Genomic DNA, 17,723 nt, shown 5'->3' with positions numbered 1-17,723 from the left:
TTCGTTCGATATAGCGAACGAATTTGACGTTATGTCTCCCGCGCGCGGATGTCAATGGGGGTGGCGAGGGAGTGTCAGGACGTGTGGTCCCGGTGCGCCCGTTCCCCTTGCGAGGAGTGAAGACGCTGGTCGGCGTCATATTGCAGGAGCAGCACGGAGCGCACGGGCCCGTCGAGCGCCAGGTAGCCGTGGGGCAGCCGGGCGTCGAACGCGACGTAGTCGCCGGGGCCGAGTTCCACGTCCCGGTCGTCCACCCGAACGCCGAGCCGCCCGGCCTGGACGATGGTGTGCTCGGTGCCGACATGGCCCAGCGAGTCCTGCCGGCGACCGGCCCTGACCTGCTGGTCGTACACCTCGAACATGGCGCCGCCGGACGCGATGCCGCGCAGCGGCCGCAGATCGACGCCCTCACCGCGCAGCACCTCGACGTGCGCCCCCCGGACCACGGTGAGCCCGGACGGCTCCTGGCGGTCGAGCAGGTCGGAGATGGGGATCTCCAGGACGCGCGACAGGCTGAACACCGTCTCGATCGTGGGGTTCCCCGCGCCGGCCTCCAGCTGGGACAGCGTCGCCTTGCCGATCCTCGACCGGCGTGACAGCTCCGACAGCGACAGCCCGAGCTCCAGCCGCGCGCGGCGCAGATTGCCGGCCAGCACGTCCCGCACCGACTCCGCTGATGCGCCCACACGCCCACGCCCTTCCCCACGGCGTTCGCTCTACCGAACGCTTAGTGTACCTGCGGGCGGGCTGGACGGGGACGCCGAGTCGGGCCGCCTCCGTGAGTGCAATACTACATGTCACCGGCCGGTCCGGCCGTCGTGCCGGCGGGGCACCACGCCCCGGAGGGAGTCACGACCCAGATGCTGAATCTTCCTGCCCTGGGCCCGCGCAAGAGCGTGCGGGTGCAGATCGCCCATGCGCTCCGGGCGGCGATCGTCAGCGGGGAGATGCGGCCGGGCGTGGTCTACTCCGCCCCGGCGCTCGCCGAGCGGTTCGGAGTGTCGGCGACCCCCGTCCGGGAGGCCATGATCGACCTGGCCAGGGAGGGGCTGGTCGACGTCGTCCGCAACAAGGGCTTCCGGGTCACCGAACTGTCCGAGCGAGAACTGGACGAGATCACGGAGGTGCGGGCCCTGATCGAGGTCCCCACCATCGTGCGGGTCGCGCAGACCGCGCGCGCCGAGGAGGTCTACGCGCTGCGGCCCCTGGCCGAGGCGATCGTGACGGCCGCCGGGAACCGGGACGTCCTCGCCTACATCGAGGCGGACCATCGCTTCCATCTCGCGCTGCTCGAACTTGGCGGCAACTCCCACATCACCCGGCTGGTGAGCGAGCTTCGCTACATGTCCCGGCTGTACGGTGTGCCACGGCTGGCGGAACGCGGTGAACTGGAGCCGTCCGCCCGCGAGCACGAGGAGCTTCTGGAGGCCGTGGCGAGCGGTGACCTGGCGGCCACGGAGGCTTTGATGGACCACCACCTCCGCCACATCCGCGGAATCTGGGCAGACCGCCCCGAACACCACTAGCCGCCTGGGCGCTGGGGACCCGCCGACCGCCCCCGTGGGCACGGCCGGCGGGAAGGCCCCCGCTGTCGCGGTCACACCGCGCCTCCCAGGTAGGCCTCGACCACGCGCGGGTCGGCGGACAACTCGGCGGCCGAGCCCGCCAGCACGCAGCGGCCGTTCTCGATCACGTAGCCGCGCCGGGCGATGCCGAGCGCCGCCCTGGCGTTCTGCTCGACCAGCAGGACGGCCGTCCCGTTCGCGGCGACGTCGCGGACGACCTCCATGACCGCCGCCGCGACGAGGGGCGCGAGGCCCATCGACGGCTCGTCCAGCATCAGCAGCCTCGGCCCGGCGACCAGGGCGCGGCCGATGGCGAGCATCTGCTGCTCGCCGCCGGACAGCGTGCCGCCCTCCTGCCCGCGCCGCTCCGCCAGCCGGGGGAGCAACCCGTAGACCCGGTCGATCCGCCTCGCCAACTCGCGGCCGTCCCGGACGAGGTACCCGCCGAGCAGCAGGTTCTCGTGGACGGTCAGGGTGCTGAAGACCCGCCGTCCCTCGGGCACGTGCACCAGGCCGCGCGCCACGATCGAAGGCGGGGCGGCCCCGGCCACCGACTCGCCCTCGTACCTGATGTCGCCGCCGGACGGGCGGACCAGCCCCGAGATCGCCGACAACGTCGTCGTCTTCCCGGCGCCGTTGCCGCCCAGCAGCGCCACCGTCTCGCCCTTCCCGATGGTGAGCGACAGGCCGTTCAGCGCGGTCACCCCGCCGTACTTCACCGTGATGTCAGTCAGTTCGAGCACCGCGCACCTCCCCGCTCTGCTCCGGCCCGCTCTGCTCCGGCCCGCTCTCCTCCGGTTCCGTGTCGCGCCCGAGATACGCCGCGATCACCGCGGGGTCGCCCCGGACCTCGGCGGGCGCACCGTCCGCGATCTCCCTACCGTGGTCGAGCACGACGATCCGGTCGGAGACCTCCATGACCAGCCCCATGTCGTGCTCGATGACGGCGACGGCGATGCCCAGCTCCCGGATTCGTCGGATCAGGCCGAGCAGCTCCGTCTTTTCCGCGTGGTTGAGCCCGGCGGCGGGCTCGTCGAGCAGCAGCAGGGACGGCCGGCGGGCCAGCGCCCGCGCGATCTCGACCCGTCGCTGCTCCCCGTAGGGGAGGTGCCTGACAAGGCCCGTCCGGTCCCCGCGGAGCCCGGTGAAGTCGAGCCATCTGTGTGCCTCGTCCGTTGCCGCCTGCTCACTACGCCGGTAGCGCGGGGTGTGCAGCAGCACGTCGACGACGCGCTGCCGCATCCAGAGGTGCGTGCCGGCCCGCACGTTGTCCAGCACCGACAGGTCGCCGAACACACGGAGATTCTGGAACGTCCGCGACAGGCCGCGCGCGGCAATCGCCGATGGGCGCCGCCCGGTGATGTCGGTGCCGTCCAGGACGACCCGGCCACTGGTCGGCTTGTAGAAGCCGGTGACGCAGTTGAACGCGGAGGTCTTGCCCGCCCCGTTCGGGCCGATGATGGAGACGATCTCGCCCGCGTGCACGCCGAAGGTGAGCCCGTCGACCGCGCGGACGCCGCCGAACGCGAGCCGCAGATCCCGTACGTCGAGCATCACGCCTCCTCCGACCGGGCGGCCGTCCGGGCCGTCTCCCGCGAGCGGTGCGGCCAGAGTCCCTGCGGGCGGCTGATCATCATGGCGATCAGCAGCACGCCGAACACGAAGAACCGGTAGTCGGCCAGGTCCCGGAGGATCTCGGGCAGCAGGCTGATCACGACGGCGCCGATGACGACGCCGGGTGTGGAGCCCATCCCGCCGAGCACGACCGCCATCAGCACCAGCGCCGACTGCAGGAACGTGAAGCTCGCCGGGGAGATCGCCGACAGCTGCGCGGCGAACAGCACGCCCGCGAGCCCGCCCCAGACCGCCCCCGCGATGTAGGCGGCCATCTTGACCCGGTACGTGTGGACGCCCATCGCCTCGGCAGCGTCCTCATCCTCCCGGACGAACCGCCACGCGCGGCCGAGCCGGGACCGTCCCAGCCGCCCCGCCAGCAGCACCGCCGCCGCGACGATCAGCAGCACGGCGTAGTAGAACACCACCGGGTCACCGGCGTGGTCACCGAACAGACCGGGGATGCCGTAGATCCCGGACGGTCCGCCCGTGACATCCAGGTTGTTGGCGATGATCCGGACGATCTCCCCGAAGCCGAGCGTCACGATCGCCAGATAGTCGCTGCGCAGCCGCAGTGTCGGGCCGCCGATGACGATTCCGGCGGTCACGGTCGCGACGACGACGAACGGGATCGTCGCGAGCAGCGGCCAGCCCAGCCGGGTCGCCACCAGGCCGCTCGTGTAGGCGCCGACCGCGAAGAACGCGGCGAAGCCGAGGTCTAGCAGGCCGCAGTAGCCGACCACGATGTTCAGGCCGACGGCGAGCATCACGAAGATGACCGCGCTGGTCATGATGTTCATCGCGTACGGCGTCGCGATCGCGAACGGCGCGGCCAGGCCGACGGCCAGGCCGGCCCAGCCGAGATGGCGGCTCTCCAGCAGGCGTGAGACCGCGCTGGTTCCAGGCCGTCTCGCCACCCGGTCGCGCACGGCGGTCATCACACGCGCTCCGTGACGCGCTCGCCGAGCAGCCCGGTCGGGCGCACGGTGAGGAAGAGGATGAGGAAGCCGAACGCGAACACGTCCCGCCACTCGCCGCCGACCCAGTGGGTGCCGAACGACTCGAGCATGCCCAGCACGAGGGCCCCCAGCATCGTGCCGGGAACGTTCCCGATGCCGCCGATGACGGCCGCCGTGAACGCTTTGAGTCCGATGATGAATCCCATCAGGAAGTCGATCTTTCCGTAGTAACCGCCGGCCATCACGCCCGCGGCGCCGGCCATCGCCGAGCCGATGAAGAACGTGCGCGCGATGACCGCGTCCACGTTGACGCCCATCAGCAGGCACGCTTTGGGATCGAGTGCGATGGCGCGCATAGCGCGGCCCTGCCGCGTCCGTCCGATGAGCAGCGCCAGTCCCGCCATCAGCGCCAGCGAGATGCCCATCAGCACGAGCTGCTGCATCGTGACGCGGGCGCCGAGGACGGTGAAGGACGCGCCGTCCAAGCGCACCGGGTAGACGCGCGGGTTGGGGCCGGTCACGATCCGGGTGCCGTACTCCAGCGCGAACGATGCGCCGACGGCCGTGATCAGCAGAGACAGACGGGGCGTCCCGCGCAGTGGACGGTAGGCCACGCGCTCGATCGCGAGCCCGACCGTCCCGGTGGTGATCATTGTGAGGACCAGGACGGCGAGCAGCGCCACCAGCGACGAGGAACGCACCAGGCCGCCCATCGCGCCGAGCATGGCGAATCCGGTGAACGCGCCGAGCATGTACAGGTCGCCGTGGGCGAAGTTGAGCAGCTTGATGATCCCGTAGACCATGGTGTAGCCGAGCGCGACCAGTGCGTAGAACGAGCCGACGAAAAGCCCGTTCCAGATCAATTGCGACATCGGCGGCTACTTCAGCGCGTCGTGCAACTCGAAGGCGCCGTCCTTGACCACGAGGATCACGAAGCCGCCGTTGCTGAGCGTGTGCCGCGGGGTGAACTTCAGCGGCCCGGAGAAGATCGGGAAGCCGTCGATGTCCGCGAGTTCCTTCGCGACCTTGTCGCCGTCGGTGCCGCCGGCCTTGGCGACGGCCTCGGCCGCGACCCGCACCGCGTCGTAGGACTGGGTCGAGTACGGGCCGGGGTCACTGCCGAACTTCCGCTTGTAGGTGGCGATCCAGCCGCCCGCACCCTCGATCGTGTCGGGCGTCTGAGTCATGGTGGCGTAGACGCCGTCCGCGGCCTTCTCCCCGGCGATCTTGATGAGTTTGGCGTCCACCGAGCCGTCGCCGACCATGAACGCGCCCTTGTACCCGGCCTGCCGGAACTGCCGTACGAGTAGGCCGCCCTCCTGGTAGTAACCGGTCCAGTAGATGAAGTCGGGTCCGGTCTTCAGGACGTTCGCGATGTTCGCGGAGTAGTCGCTCTCACCGGGGTTGACGGCGTCCAAAGCCGTCTTCTCCGGGCCACCGGGCTTCTCGAGCGCGGTGGCGGTCCGCGTTGCGATGTCCTTGGAGTAGGACGTGTTGTCGTGCAGGACCGCGACCTTCCGTGCGCCGCTCTTGGCCATCCAGTTCATCGCCGCCAGCGCCTGCTGGTCGCCGGTCCCGTTGAGCAGGAACACGTGCTCGAGCCGCTGCTCGACCAGTTCGGTGGAGTTCGCCGCGGGGATGATCATCGGGATCGCGGCGCGGTCGAAGACGGGGAGCGTGGGCAGCGTCGCCCCTGAGCAGTAGCCGCCCACCGAGACGACGATCTCGGCGGCGACCAGCTTGCTGGCCGCCGCGACCGCGGTCTTCGGGTCGCAGGCGCCGTCCTCAGCGCGCAGCCGCAGCGTCCGGCCGTGGACGCCGCCGCGCGCGTTGATCTCGTCGACGGCCATCTGGGCGCCGTTCTTCATGTACGGGCCGATGTCGGCGCTGGCGCCCGACAACGGGACCACCATCCCGATCACGATCGGGCCCGAATCCGCGGTGTCGTCCGAACCGAGCAGTCCCTGGCCGCAGGCGGACACCGCCAGGGACGCCGCTCCGAGGACGGCGCCCAACGCGAGCTTCTTCATCCGGGTCTTCCCTTCTGAGGCGGTCAAGGTGGCGCTGCGCCGATGCGACCGTCTCCGTATGACATGTGACATTGCACAGGTACGGTCCTGCCACGTCAAGAGGGTGAATCCACCTGACGGCCACCTAACACACAGGTCACGGACCTGGTCGCCGTGGCGTCCCCTCGCCGTGGCGCGCACTCAGTGCAGATCCCAGGACGGTGCGCGATACGCCGAGGCCGCGGTGGCGAGTTCCTCGCTGTGCCGGACGATCTGCTCGACCACCTCGACCGCGTCCGACACCGGGTGCCGGACGACACCGTGCCCCGGCCGCTCGTATAGCAGCGACTCGCCCTTGACCCAGACCCACAGGCCGACGGTGAAGTGAATGACCGCCGCGTCGGGACCGAGCGAGACGCGCGGCCGCAGCCCGCGCGCGTCCGCGAGCGCGCGGACGCGCTCGTGCACGGGCCACGGCGCCGGAGCCGGCGGCGCCGGGCTCGCCGCCGGCATCGGGATCGTGAAGTAGACGGCCTTGCCGGGCAACGGGTCCGGTCCGAGCCTGGACCTGGTGGGATGGACACCCCAGCGGCCGCCGTTCTCCGCCGTCAGCGCGTTCACGAGAAGCAGGCCGCGCCCTCCGCACGCGTCGGACGGCTCCGCGGGCGGGGCCGGGAACTCGCCGGGGCCGCGCCAGGGGGCGGCGTCGAAGACCTGCACTGTGACCGCGGGACGGGTCCGGTGGCTGATGTGGGCCCACAGTTCCACCCGGTCGCGGGCCCCGTGCACCACCGCGTTGGTGGCGATCTCGGAAACGATCACCTGCGCGCCGTCGAGCGCGACCGGCCGGATGCCCAGTTCGTCGAAGACCGAACGCACGATGGCCCGTGCCGTGCCCGCTGCCTTCGGGCCGGGCGGTAACGGCCAGGCCGGGAAGGCGCCGTCGCGCAGACCGCCGGCCGAGCCGACGCTCAAGCGGTCGTCCGGCTGGGCGCCCTCCTTCTCGGCCGTCCGCGGTTCGTCCATATCGATCGCTTCCCGTAAGAGTCACTGGACGCGCGCATCCTCGGCTGCCGGGAGAGGGGCGGTGAGGAGGACCTCTCCCGGCGGCCGATCGCTCACTTCAACGAAGGAGTACGGGAAGTATGGCCATTGGTCCCCGCCAGGGGTCATCAGCTGATGCATAATTTCCGGCTATGGACCTCGATATCAGTCATCTGCGCATGGTGTGCGCGATGGCCGAAACGGGAAGTGTGACCCGGGCCGCGGCCCGGATGGGCATGTCCCAGCCCGCGATGTCGAACCAGCTCCGCCGGGTCGAGAGCATCGTCGGCGGTGAGCTGTTCACGCGCAGCCGGTCCGGGCTGGAGCCGACGCCGCTGGGCCGGCAGGTCATCAGCCGGGCGCGGACGGTCCTGTCGGAACTCGACACCCTGTTCGGTGACCTGCGACCGCCCATGGGCCAGGACAAGGCGCTCGCGCTCGGCTGCGTCCACCTCGCGTGCGTGGGAAGTATCGTCGCCCGCGTGAGCGAAGCGCTCCCTGGACGGGAGGTCTCGCTGCGCATCGAGCCGTCCTCGGCGCTGCTCGGGGACGCGCTCGCCCGGGGCCATCTCGACGCCGCACTGCTGGGGACCATGGAGGGCTTCGACGTCCCGCTGCGGGCGCCGGTGGTGAGCCGCACGCTGGTGCCCCGATTCCCGATCTTCGTCGCCCTCTCGGCGGCTCATCCGCTCGCCGGCCGGGAGGAGATCGACCTGGTCGACCTGAAGGCCGAGTCCTGGGTGGCGCCGCCCGGCGCGGACGACGGCTCCCTCGCCTCACTGCGGGCGTCCTGCCGCGCCGCCGGCTTCGAACCGATCGTGCGCTACGAGGCCCCGAGCGGGGCGGCCTGCCCGCTGGTCGCGGCCGGGCACGGGATACGCCTGGTGGACCCGTCCTGGCCGCCGCAGCCCGGCACGGTCGTCCGGCCGCTCGTGGGAGAACCGCAGGTCGCGAAGCTGATCGTGGCCTGGCGCCGGGACCGGATGGAGGATGACGACGCGGCGGCCCTCTACCGGGGGCTCGCGGACGCCTTCGTGGAGCACGCCGACAGCCACCCGGCCTTCGGGGCGTGGTGGCACGCCCATCCCCAGGTGCATCCACTGCTGTGACCGGGGTCCGAGTCCGGCCCCGGCGGTCCGCCCGCCCGGTCGGGACCGCGACCCGGAACGGTATTCTGATCGTGGTTGAGGAGGGGCGTATGGATGCGGTGGCCGATGCCGCGGTCGGGCTGCCGGATCTCGGCGGTCACAGCAGTCTGCGCGGGCGGGTCGCCGATGCGCTGCGCGGCGCACTGGCCGGCGGGAAGCTGCGGCCGGGCGTCGTGTACTCCGCGCCCGCACTGGCGGACGAGTTCGGGATCTCGCCCACCCCCGTCCGCGAGGCCATGATCGACCTCGTCCGGGACGGGCTCTTCGAGGCCGTCCGCAATCGCGGTTTCCGGGTCGTCCCGCTCTCGGACCGGGATCTCGCCGAGTTGACCGAGATCCGGGAGTTGGTAGAGGTTCCCGCGGTCGCGAGGCTGGCCGGAAACGTGCCGGAGGCGGCGCAGCGGTCACTGCGGGTCCTGATCGAGGAGGCCGCCGCGGCGGCGGCCGACGGGGACCTGATCCGCTTCCTGGACGCCGACCGCCGTTTCCACGGCGGGCTTCTCGAACTGACCGGCAACCGGATACTGGTCCGGACGGTCCTGGAGCTACGCGCCCGGTCCCGGATGTACGGGCTGGCCGAGCCCGCCGCCGCGTCCGACGACCTGATGGCGTCGGCGCGGGAGCACGCGCACCTCCTGGACGCGCTGGTCGCCGGGGACGCCGACCGGGCGCGCAAGATCATGATGGGGCACCTGGAGCACATGCGGCGCGGCGGGCGCTGAACCGCCTTCCCGACAGCGGGCACATCGTGGCCGGATCCGGCCACGCCCCTTGCACGCTGGCATTCGGGTGCGCGCCTGGGCCTTGGCAAGTCGCGTTCCGCACTTTACAGTTCAGTGCAATTTCACATTGCACAGCGGACGCCACGGCCCGAAGCCGTGGCACCCCCGTCCGCGAAGGAGGATCCCCCCAATGGTCCGCCACAAGCGCAGCGGCATCGCCACGGCCTTGACCGGGGCCGCCGTCCTGATCACGGTCTCGGTGGCCGCACCGGTTCCCGCCGACGCGGCCACCGACCGCGGCGCGCCCCCCGCCCCCTCCCCGAGCACCAGATCCCGGACCCAGATCCAGAAGGAGGCCAAGCAGGCGCTCGTCAAGCAGATCACCAAGGACCACCACATCTCGGCCGCCGAGGCGCGGCGCCGCGCCGACCGCCAGCCGGCCCAGCTCAAGCTGGCCTCCAAGATCCGCAAGGATCTCGGCACGGCCTACGGCGGCGCATGGATTGACCAGAAGCACGGCGGCAAGCTCACCATCGGCGTCACCGAGGCGACCAAGGCGACCGCGGTGCCCAAGGCACGGACGACCGCCGAGGCGTCCGGCATGAGCGACACGAACACGACCACGGTCAAGTACAGCTTCAGGCACCTCCAGCATGTGTCCGCCGCCCTGGCCAAGCGCGTCGGCAAAGCCAACAAGGGCGCTGAGAACGGCCTGCAGACCGGCATCATCACGTCCCGCAACGTGGTGAAGCTGAACAGCCTGCGCGGCGCCGCCCTCACCCCGGCCCAGCGCAACGTGCTGCGCTGGGCCGAGCACGAGTTCGGCGATGCCGTGCAGACCGGCACCTACGCGCAAAAGTCGGTACCGAAGTACTGCTACGACGACTACGCCTGCGACCCGCCGCTGCGCTCCGGCCTGGCGATCTTCACCAACGGGGCACGCTGCACCAGCGCGTTCAGCACGTACTCCGGCGGCCGGTACTACATGCTCACCGCCGGCCACTGCGCCGAGATCGGCTACTGGTGGGACGTCTCCACCTACAGCTACGGCTACCAGAACGTCGGCGGCGTGGCCAACTACACCTTCGGCTGGTACGGCGACTCCGCGATCATCTCGGTCGACAACCCGAGTTGGTGGCAGCCGCGCGGCTGGGTGCTCTACACCACGCCCGTCTACGGCAGCGAAAGCGACTACGTCGGCGGGTACGTCTGCAAGCAGGGCTCGACCACCGGCTACACCTGCGGAACGGTCACCGAGGTCGACGCCACCGTCTCCTACCCGAACCGGACGCTCGCCGGCATGACCTGGAGCACCGCGTGCGACGGCCCCGGTGACAGCGGCAGCGGCGTCTTCTACGGCAACTACGCCCACGGCATCCTGAGCGGCGGCCCCAATTCGGGATGCGGCATGATCCACGAACCGATCGGCCGCGCCCTGTCCACGTGGGGGGTCTCCCTGCTCAGCGGGTGATCCACCACGGATGGGGATGGGCGGGCGGTGCCGCTGCGGGGCGGCACCGCCCGCCCGTGCTTTCCGGATCCGTGCTCTCAGGAGAGGGACTGCATCCAGAGCTCGATCTCTTCCGGGTGACGCGGGAGTTCCGCCGACAGCAGGCGGGCGCCCTGCTGGGTCACCAGCACGTCGTCCTCGATCCGGACGGCGATGCCCCGCAGCTCCGGCGGGAGCGTCAGATCGTCCGGCTGGAGGTAGAGGCCGGGCTCGACGGTCAGGACGTGGCCGGGCCGCAGCACCCCGTCGAGGTACTCGGACGCGCGCGCCGCCGCGCAGTCGTGGACGTCCATGCCGAGCATGTGCCCGCTGCTGCACAGGGTGTAGCGACGGTAGACGCCCGATTCTGGATCGAGCGCCTCTTCCGCGCTGCGCAGCACGCCCCAGTCCTCCAGGCCCTCGGCGATGACGCGCATCGCGGCCATGTGGAAGTCGCGGAACCGGGCGCCCGGGCGGATGGCGGCGAGGCCGGCCTCCTGGGCGTGGTAGACGAGGTCGTACACCTGCCGCTGCCGCGGCGTGAACCAGCCGCTGATCGGGAGGGTGCGGGTGATGTCGGCGGTGTAGAGCGTGTCGGTCTCCACGCCGGCGTCGAGTAGGAGCAGGTCGCCGAGACGTAGCGCCCCGTCGTTCCGGGTCCAGTGCAGGACACAGGCGTGCGCGCCGGACGCGGCGATCGTCTCGTAGCCGACCCCGTTGCCCTCGATGCGCGCGACGCGGTCGAAGGTGCCCTCCACCCAGCGCTCCCCGCGCGGCACGCCGGTGACCTGCGGCAGCCTCGCGGCGACCTCGGTGAAGGCGGTCACGGTGTGGTCGACGGCGGCCTGGATCTGGGCGATCTCCCAGTCGTCCTTGACCAGGCGCAGCTCCGCGGCGCGAGCGGCGAGCTCGCGGTCGGGCTGCGGATCATCCGCCGGGACCGCCCGGTCGATCTCCGGGTCGACGTTGCGGATCACGCGGGTCGGGCCGGGGCCGCGCAGCGCCTTCTCGAGGTCGTCGAGGGGTGCACAGGTGATCGCCAGCCTCTCCTCGGTTTCGGCGAGGGTGGCGCGGGGGCCGACCCAGAACTCCCCGTGCCGGCGGTCGCGGTAGAAGCCTCCATCACCGCGTGGGGACCGGGGCCGGTGGTAGAGGATGGCGTCGTGCCCGTCGGCGGTGGGCTCCATCACCAGGACGGCGCCGGTCCCGGTATCGGCCGTGGTGTCCCCGGTGAGGTGGGCGTAGGCGGTGTGCGGACGGTACCGGTAGTCGCAGTCGTTGCTGCGGACCCTCGGCGGCCCGGCAGGCAGGACCAGGCGGTCACCGGGGAAGTGCGCGGACAGGGCGGCGCGACGCGCGCGCGTGTACGGCGCCACGACGAGACGGCCGGGAGGCGGCTTGTCTGCGGCGGCCCAGTCCCGCGTCATGAAGGAGGCGAGGGCCTTGGATACGGGCAGATCGTGGCTGCCCGTGGTGAAGCGGTCATCCATGTGCGTGTTCCCGGAGGTGGAGATTCGGTAACGAGGCTTGCAGTGCAATTGCACGGTACTATTTTATATTGCACTCCGCCCGACAATGCACGGAGATGCCATGAGACGTCCGGTACGGACCTGCTTCGCCCTCGCCCTCTCACTCGCCGTCGCGGGCGGGCTGTCCGCCTGCGGATCGGGAGACGACGCGCCCGCCGGCAAGGCGGGGGGCACCCTCACCGTCCTGTACACGCAGGACTTCGCCCACCTCGACCCGCAGCGCAACTACGTGATGTTCGCGATGGACTTCGGCACCCGGCTGCTCTACCGGACGCTGACGACGTACGCCGCCGAACCGGGGCAGGCGGGCACCAAGGTCGTCCCGGACATGGCGACAGGCACCGGCACGACGTCCGACAACGGCAAGACGTGGACGTTCCACCTCAAGCCGGGGCTGAAGTTCGAGGACGGCTCGCCCATCACCAGCGCGGACGTCAAGTACGGCGTGGAGCGGTCCTTCGCCCCCGACCTGCCGGAAGGCCCGGGCTACGCGAGGACGATGCTGGAAGGCGGCGCCAAGTACGAGGGGCCCTACAAGGACAAGGACGGTCTCGCGTCCATCGAGACGCCGGACGCGCAGACCATCGTGTTCCACCTCAAGGAACCCTCCATGGACTGGCCGAAGATCACGACGCTGCCGACGTTCGCGCCCGTCCCCAAGGCCAAGGACACCGGCGTCAACTACGACAAGCGGCCGTTCTCGTCCGGCCCCTACAAGGTGGAGTCGTACGACCGGGGCCAGAAGCTGTCACTGGTCAGGAACGCCAACTGGAGCAAGGCGTCGGATGGCGTCCGCCAGGCCAGCCCCGACAAGATCGTCGTGGAGGAGGGCCTCGCGCAGACCAGCATCGACCAGCGCCTGATCGCCGACCAGGGCAAGGACCAGCGGGCCATCACCCTCTACAGTGTCGCGCCGGCGAGCATGCCGCGCATCCTCACCAGGCCGGACGTGAAGAAGCGGTTCGTCAGCGCGACGAGCCTGTGCACCCGCTTCCTCGGGCTGAACACGACCAAGCCGCCGTTCGACGACCCGAAGATCCGGCAGGCGATGCAGTACGCCATCGACAAGGAGGCGTACCGCACCGCGCACGGCGGCAGCGGCGTCGGCGACCTGGCGGGCTCCTACCTCCCGCCGGCCATGACCGGCGGGCAGGCCCAGGACGTCTTCCACACGCCTCCGACCGGTGACCCGGCCAAGGCCAAGCAACTGCTCGCCGCCGCGGGCAAAGCAGGCGGCCTCTCGATCAATCTGACCACCACCAGCACCGAGCAAGGCAAGGCCGAGGCCGAAGCCGTCCAGCAGGGGCTGGCCCGCGTCGGCGTGAAGGTACGGATCAACTCCGTCGCCAAGAGCGTCTACTACGACACGATCGGCGACATCAAGAAGGAGGACGAGATGGTCTTCTACGGCTGGTGCGCCGACTACCCGTCCGCCTCTTCGTTCATCCCGCCGATCTTCAACGGGCGGAACATCACGCCGAAGGGCAACACCGTCGTCTCCCAGATGGACGACAAGGCCATCAACGACAAGATCGAAGCGGCCGTGAAGGCGAACGATCCGGCGCAGTGGCAGGCCCTCGACCGGGAGCTGATGCAGCTGTCGCCGATGGTCCCGCTGATCCACGACAAGCTGCCGCTGCTGCACGGCTCCAAGGTCACCGGCGCGTTCGGCCACCCCATCTGGGAGGGCGAGTTCGACTTCGCCACCATCGGGGTCAAGTAGTGAGCGCCCCGCCCCTCACCGAGGTGGCGGGCAGCGTGCCGGCGCCCGCCGGCCGGTCGCCCTGGCGGCTGGCCGGCGGGCGCCTGCGCCGTGACCCCGCCGCACTCGTCGGGCTGGCGATCATCGCGCTGTTCGTGCTCATGGCGCTCGCCGCCCCGCTGCTCACCGCGCTCAACGGGCACGGCCCGAACGAGTTCCACCCCGAGAAGATCGACAAGGCGCTCGCGGGCGCGCCCAAGGGCGCGTTCGGCGGCATCGACGGCGACTTCTGGCTCGGCGTCGAGCCGGGCACCGGACGGGACGTGTTCAGCCGCATGGTCTACGGCGCCCGCGTCTCGCTGCTGATCTCGGTCGCGGCGACCGTCGTGTCCACCGCGGTCGGCGCCGTGCTCGGGCTCATCGCCGGGTTCACCGGCGGCCGGGTCGACGCGTTCGTCAGCCGCATCATGGACCTCGTCCTGTCGTTCCCGCACCTCATCTTCATGATCGCGCTGGTGTCGGTGCTGCCGGACGCCAACCGGAAACTGGAGCTGGTGTTCGTCATGGGCTTCTTCGGCTGGCCCTACATCGGGCGGATCGTGCGCGGGCAGACACTCTCGCTGCGCAACCGGGAGTTCGTCGAGGCGGCGCGGGCGTCCGGGATGCTGCGCATGCGGATCGTGTTCCGCGAGGTGCTGCCCAACCTGCTCGCCCCGGTGCTGGTCTTCGCGACGCTCACCGTCCCGATCAACATCGGCACGGAGGCGGCGCTGTCGTTCCTCGGCATCGGCGTCCGGCCGCCCGACTCGTCCTGGGGGCAGATGATGGCCAAGGCGATCGACTGGTACCAGGTCGACCCGACGTTCTTCGTGGTGCCCGGCGTGTGCCTGCTGCTGACCGTCCTCGCGTTCACCCTGCTCGGCGACGCGTTCCGGGACGCCCTCGACCCGCGCGGGGGTGGCCGGTGATCCGCTACATCGCGCTGCGCCTCGCCGGGGTCGCCGGCGTCCTGCTCGTCATCTGCGCGGTCACGTTCGTGATCTTCTTCGTGTTCCCCGCCGACCCGGCGCTCCAGGCGTGCGGGAAGTCGTGCACGTCGGAACGGCTGGCCATGCTCCACCACCAGATGGGGCTCGACCGGCCGATCTGGCAGCAGTTCACCGACTACCTGGTCGGCATCTTCGCCGGCCGCACTTACGGTTCGGGGCCGCTGGCCGTCCAGTGCCACTTCCCCTGCCTCGGATTCTCTTACCAGAACAACATGCCGGTCTGGGACCTGATGATGCAGCGGCTACCCACGACCGTGTCGATCGGTATCGGTGCCGCCGTCCTGTGGCTCGTCGGCGGCGTCACCGTCGGGGTCGTCTCCGCGCTGCGCAAGGACTCGCTGCTCGACCGGACGATGATGGTCGGCACGCTGACGTCCGCGTCCCTGCCGATCTACTTCACGGCGATGGCGCTGACCGTCCTCGTCGTACAGATCGGCGGCCTGCTGCCTTATTCCAGCTACGTTCCGCTAGCCGAGGACCCCGTCGGCTGGGTGAAGAACCTCATCCTGCCCTGGGTCGCCCTTGCCCTGCTGTACGCGGCGATGTACGCGCGGCTGTCGCGGGCGTCGATGGTGGAGACGATGGCCGAGCCGTACATCCGGACGGCTCGCGCCAAGGGCCTGCCCGAGCGGACGGTCGTCACCAAGCACGGGCTCCGCGCCGGGCTCACCCCCGTCCTCACCGTTTTCGGCATGGACCTCGGCGCGCTCCTCGGCGGCGCCATCATCACCGAGAGCGTGTTCGGGCTGCCCGGACTCGGCCGCCTCACGATCGACTCCATCGAGAAATCCGACCAGCCGGTCGTGATGGGTGTCGCGCTGCTGGCCGCGTTCTTCATCACGTTCGCCAACCTCGTCGTCGACCTCTTCTACGCCGTGCTCGACCCCCAGGTGAGATACCAATGAGCCTGCTGACCGTCCGGGACCTGACCGTCGAGTTCACCGGCCCGAAAGGCACGGCCCGCGCGGTGGACGGGCTGTCGTTCACCGTGGACGAGGGCCGCACCCTCGGCATCGTCGGCGAGTCCGGCTCCGGCAAGTCCGTGACCAGCCTCGCGATCATGGGGCTGCACGACCAGGCCCGGGTGACCGGGTCGATCGACGTCGCCGGCACCGAGGTCGTCGGCGCCGACCGGGAGGATATCCGCGCGCTGCGCGGTCGCCGGGTCGCGATGATCTTCCAGGACCCGCTGTCGTCGCTGCACCCGCACTATCGCATCGGCGAGCAGATCGCCGAGGCGCGGCGACTGCACTTCGGCGCGTCCCGGCGGGCGGCGCACAAGCACGCCGTGCAGTTGCTCGCCGACGTCGGGATCCCCGATCCCGGCGAGCGCGCCGGCGACTACCCGCACCAGTTCTCCGGCGGCATGCGCCAGCGCGTCATGATCGCCATGGCGCTGGCGTGCGAGCCGGACCTGCTGATCGCCGACGAGCCGACCACCGCGCTGGACGTGACCGTCCAGGCGCAGATCCTGGAACTGATCGCGACGATCCAGCGAGAGCGGGGCCTCGCCGTCCTGATGATCACGCACGATCTGGGGGTGGTCGCGCGGGTCGCCGACGACGTCCTGGTCATGTACGCGGGACGGGCGGTCGAGCGGGCGGACGTCGACGCTCTGTTCGCCGAGCCCCGCCACCCCTACACGCGCGGGCTGCTCGGCTCACTGCCCAGGCTCACCGGCCCCGCCGGCGAGCTGACCCCGATCGCGGGCACCCCGCCGTCTCCGCTGACTCCGGCGGCGGGGTGCCCGTTCCATCCGCGCTGCCCCGACCGGATCGCGACGTGCGAGACCGTCCGCCCGGACCTGGAGGGCGCGTCCCACCAGGCGGCGTGCCACCTGACGGCCACGAAGAAGGTGACATCGTGACGCCCCTGCTGAAACTGGACGGGCTGACCAAGACGTTCCACACCCGGCGCGGCGCCGTCCGGGCCGTGGACGGCCTCGACCTTGAGGTTCGCGCCGGGGAGACACTCGGGCTGGTCGGCGAGTCCGGCTGCGGGAAGTCCACCACAGGGCGGATGCTCGTCCGGCTCCTGGACCCCACCGCCGGGCGGATCACCTTCGACGGCCAGGACATCACCGGGCTGTCGCAGCGGCGGATGCGTTCACTCCGCCACGACCTGCAGATCATCTTCCAGGACCCGTTCTCGTCGCTGAACCCGCGGCACACCGTAGGCTCGATCGTGGCCGCGCCGCTCCGCGCGCACGGTGCGGACGCTCCACGCCACCTCGTCCAGGAGATGCTGGAGCTGGTCGGGCTCGGCGCCGAGCACATCGACCGGTACCCGCACGAGTTCTCCGGCGGGCAGGCGCAGCGGATCGGGATCGCCCGCGCGCTGGTCACCCGTCCCCGCCTCGTCGTCGCGGACGAGCCGGTGTCGGCGCTCGACGTGTCGATCCAGGCGCAGATCGCCAACCTCCTCGCCCGCCTGCAACGGCAGCTCGACCTGGCGTACGTGTTCATCGCGCACGATCTGGCGGTGGTGCGGCACGTGTGCGGCCGGGTCGCCGTGATGTACCTCGGCCGGATCGTCGAGATCGGGGCGCGGGACGTGATCTACGGGGCGCCGGCGCACCCCTACACCAGGGCGCTGCTGTCGGCGATCCCGCTGCCCGACCCGGCGGCGGAGCGGGCACGGGAGCGGATCGTGCTGCGCGGCGATCCGCCGAGCCCGGCCGACCCGCCCGCCGGATGCGCCTTCCACCCGCGCTGCTTCAAGGCCGCGGACCGGTGCCGCACCGAGCGGCCGCTGCTCACCGAGGTCAATGGCCGCCGGGTCGCCTGCCATTTCCCGGAGCTCGGCCCGTTCGAGCTCGCCCCGCCCTCCTCCTGAGCACACTCGCCCCGGCTCTCCTGAGAAACGGCGCCGGGGCCGGACCATCGCGGTCCGG

General features: G+C 70.8%; 17 protein-coding genes. 9 read left to right on the top strand and 8 right to left on the bottom strand.

Going from position 1 to position 17,723, the window contains the following annotated elements; translation table 11 throughout:
• Positions 1 to 74: 74 nt before the first annotated feature.
• A complete protein-coding gene (locus AL2_RS17645; protein WP_067634927.1) occupies positions 75 to 686 on the bottom strand; it encodes a helix-turn-helix domain-containing protein in 612 nt (203 codons plus the stop codon).
• 174 nt (positions 687 to 860) lie between these two features.
• Here AL2_RS17645 and AL2_RS17640 point away from each other — a divergent pair, with 174 nt between their 5' ends.
• Positions 861 to 1,526, top strand: a complete 666-nt coding sequence (locus AL2_RS17640; protein WP_157438209.1) for a GntR family transcriptional regulator — start codon at positions 861 to 863, stop codon at positions 1,524 to 1,526.
• A gap of 71 nt (positions 1,527 to 1,597) precedes the next feature.
• On the opposite strand, the gene AL2_RS17635 is transcribed toward AL2_RS17640, so the two are convergent.
• The 6 genes from AL2_RS17635 to AL2_RS17610 form a co-directional block, all read right to left on the bottom strand.
• Positions 1,598 to 2,308, bottom strand: a complete 711-nt coding sequence (locus tag AL2_RS17635; protein WP_067634926.1) for an ABC transporter ATP-binding protein — start codon at positions 2,306 to 2,308, stop codon at positions 1,598 to 1,600.
• Complete coding sequence (locus AL2_RS17630) at positions 2,292 to 3,119, bottom strand: ABC transporter ATP-binding protein (RefSeq protein WP_067634925.1); 828 nt, start codon at positions 3,117 to 3,119, stop codon at positions 2,292 to 2,294. Before AL2_RS17630 ends, AL2_RS17635 begins: the two co-directional genes overlap by 17 nt.
• The gene (locus AL2_RS17625) at positions 3,119 to 4,117 is read right to left on the bottom strand and encodes a branched-chain amino acid ABC transporter permease (protein WP_083946618.1); all 999 of its coding nucleotides are present in this window, start codon (positions 4,115 to 4,117) and stop codon (positions 3,119 to 3,121) included. Before AL2_RS17625 ends, AL2_RS17630 begins: the two co-directional genes overlap by 1 nt.
• Entirely contained in the window at positions 4,117 to 5,010 is an 894-nt protein-coding gene (locus AL2_RS17620) for a branched-chain amino acid ABC transporter permease (RefSeq protein WP_067634924.1), read from the bottom strand. The genes AL2_RS17625 and AL2_RS17620 overlap by 1 nt, the downstream gene beginning before the upstream one ends.
• Before the next feature lie 6 nt (positions 5,011 to 5,016).
• Complete coding sequence (locus AL2_RS17615) at positions 5,017 to 6,168, bottom strand: branched-chain amino acid ABC transporter substrate-binding protein (RefSeq protein ID WP_067634923.1); 1,152 nt, start codon at positions 6,166 to 6,168, stop codon at positions 5,017 to 5,019.
• Between the two features lie 180 nt (positions 6,169 to 6,348).
• Positions 6,349 to 7,173 (bottom strand): ATP-binding protein, encoded by an 825-nt coding sequence (locus AL2_RS17610; RefSeq protein ID WP_067634922.1) that lies wholly within the window; start codon positions 7,171 to 7,173, stop codon positions 6,349 to 6,351.
• A 170-nt stretch (positions 7,174 to 7,343) separates the two neighbouring features.
• On the opposite strand from AL2_RS17610, the gene AL2_RS17605 reads away from it, so the two are divergent.
• The 3 genes from AL2_RS17605 (at position 7,344) to AL2_RS17595 (ending at position 10,532) form a co-directional block, all read left to right on the top strand.
• Entirely contained in the window at positions 7,344 to 8,300 is a 957-nt protein-coding gene (locus AL2_RS17605; protein WP_067634921.1) for a LysR family transcriptional regulator, read from the top strand.
• An 89-nt stretch (positions 8,301 to 8,389) separates the two neighbouring features.
• The gene (locus tag AL2_RS17600; protein WP_067634920.1) at positions 8,390 to 9,061 is read left to right on the top strand and encodes a GntR family transcriptional regulator; all 672 of its coding nucleotides are present in this window, start codon (positions 8,390 to 8,392) and stop codon (positions 9,059 to 9,061) included.
• A 190-nt stretch (positions 9,062 to 9,251) separates the two neighbouring features.
• Positions 9,252 to 10,532: a S1 family peptidase gene (locus AL2_RS17595; RefSeq protein ID WP_067634919.1), complete on the top strand. Its 1,281-nt coding sequence runs from the start codon at positions 9,252 to 9,254 to the stop codon at positions 10,530 to 10,532.
• 77 nt (positions 10,533 to 10,609) lie between these two features.
• On the opposite strand, the gene AL2_RS17590 is transcribed toward AL2_RS17595, so the two are convergent.
• Positions 10,610 to 12,040, bottom strand: coding sequence for an aminopeptidase P family protein (locus tag AL2_RS17590; protein WP_067634918.1), 1,431 nt, complete (start codon positions 12,038 to 12,040; stop codon positions 10,610 to 10,612).
• Positions 12,041 to 12,140: 100 nt separating this feature from the next.
• Here AL2_RS17590 and AL2_RS17585 point away from each other — a divergent pair, with 100 nt between their 5' ends.
• From AL2_RS17585 to AL2_RS17565, 5 genes are read left to right on the top strand one after another with little or no spacing between them, the layout of a single operon-like run.
• The gene (locus tag AL2_RS17585) at positions 12,141 to 13,802 is read left to right on the top strand and encodes an ABC transporter substrate-binding protein (protein ID WP_067634917.1); all 1,662 of its coding nucleotides are present in this window, start codon (positions 12,141 to 12,143) and stop codon (positions 13,800 to 13,802) included.
• Complete coding sequence (locus tag AL2_RS17580; RefSeq protein ID WP_067634916.1) at positions 13,802 to 14,749, top strand: ABC transporter permease; 948 nt, start codon at positions 13,802 to 13,804, stop codon at positions 14,747 to 14,749. The genes AL2_RS17585 and AL2_RS17580 overlap by 1 nt, the downstream gene beginning before the upstream one ends.
• Entirely contained in the window at positions 14,746 to 15,735 is a 990-nt protein-coding gene (locus tag AL2_RS17575) for an ABC transporter permease (RefSeq protein WP_067634915.1), read from the top strand. Before AL2_RS17580 ends, AL2_RS17575 begins: the two co-directional genes overlap by 4 nt.
• Positions 15,732 to 16,697, top strand: coding sequence for an ABC transporter ATP-binding protein (locus tag AL2_RS17570; protein WP_067634914.1), 966 nt, complete (start codon positions 15,732 to 15,734; stop codon positions 16,695 to 16,697). The genes AL2_RS17575 and AL2_RS17570 overlap by 4 nt, the downstream gene beginning before the upstream one ends.
• A complete protein-coding gene (locus AL2_RS17565) occupies positions 16,694 to 17,665 on the top strand; it encodes an ABC transporter ATP-binding protein (RefSeq protein WP_067634913.1) in 972 nt (323 codons plus the stop codon). Before AL2_RS17570 ends, AL2_RS17565 begins: the two co-directional genes overlap by 4 nt.
• Positions 17,666 to 17,723: the final 58 nt, after the last annotated feature.

The organism is Actinomadura latina NBRC 106108 (assembly GCF_001552195.1).
In the GTDB taxonomy this organism is placed as follows: domain Bacteria; phylum Actinomycetota; class Actinomycetes; order Streptosporangiales; family Streptosporangiaceae; genus Spirillospora; species Spirillospora latina.
Note: the sequence above shows the minus strand (reverse complement) of the source record. Positions and strands in the feature narration are given on the sequence as shown.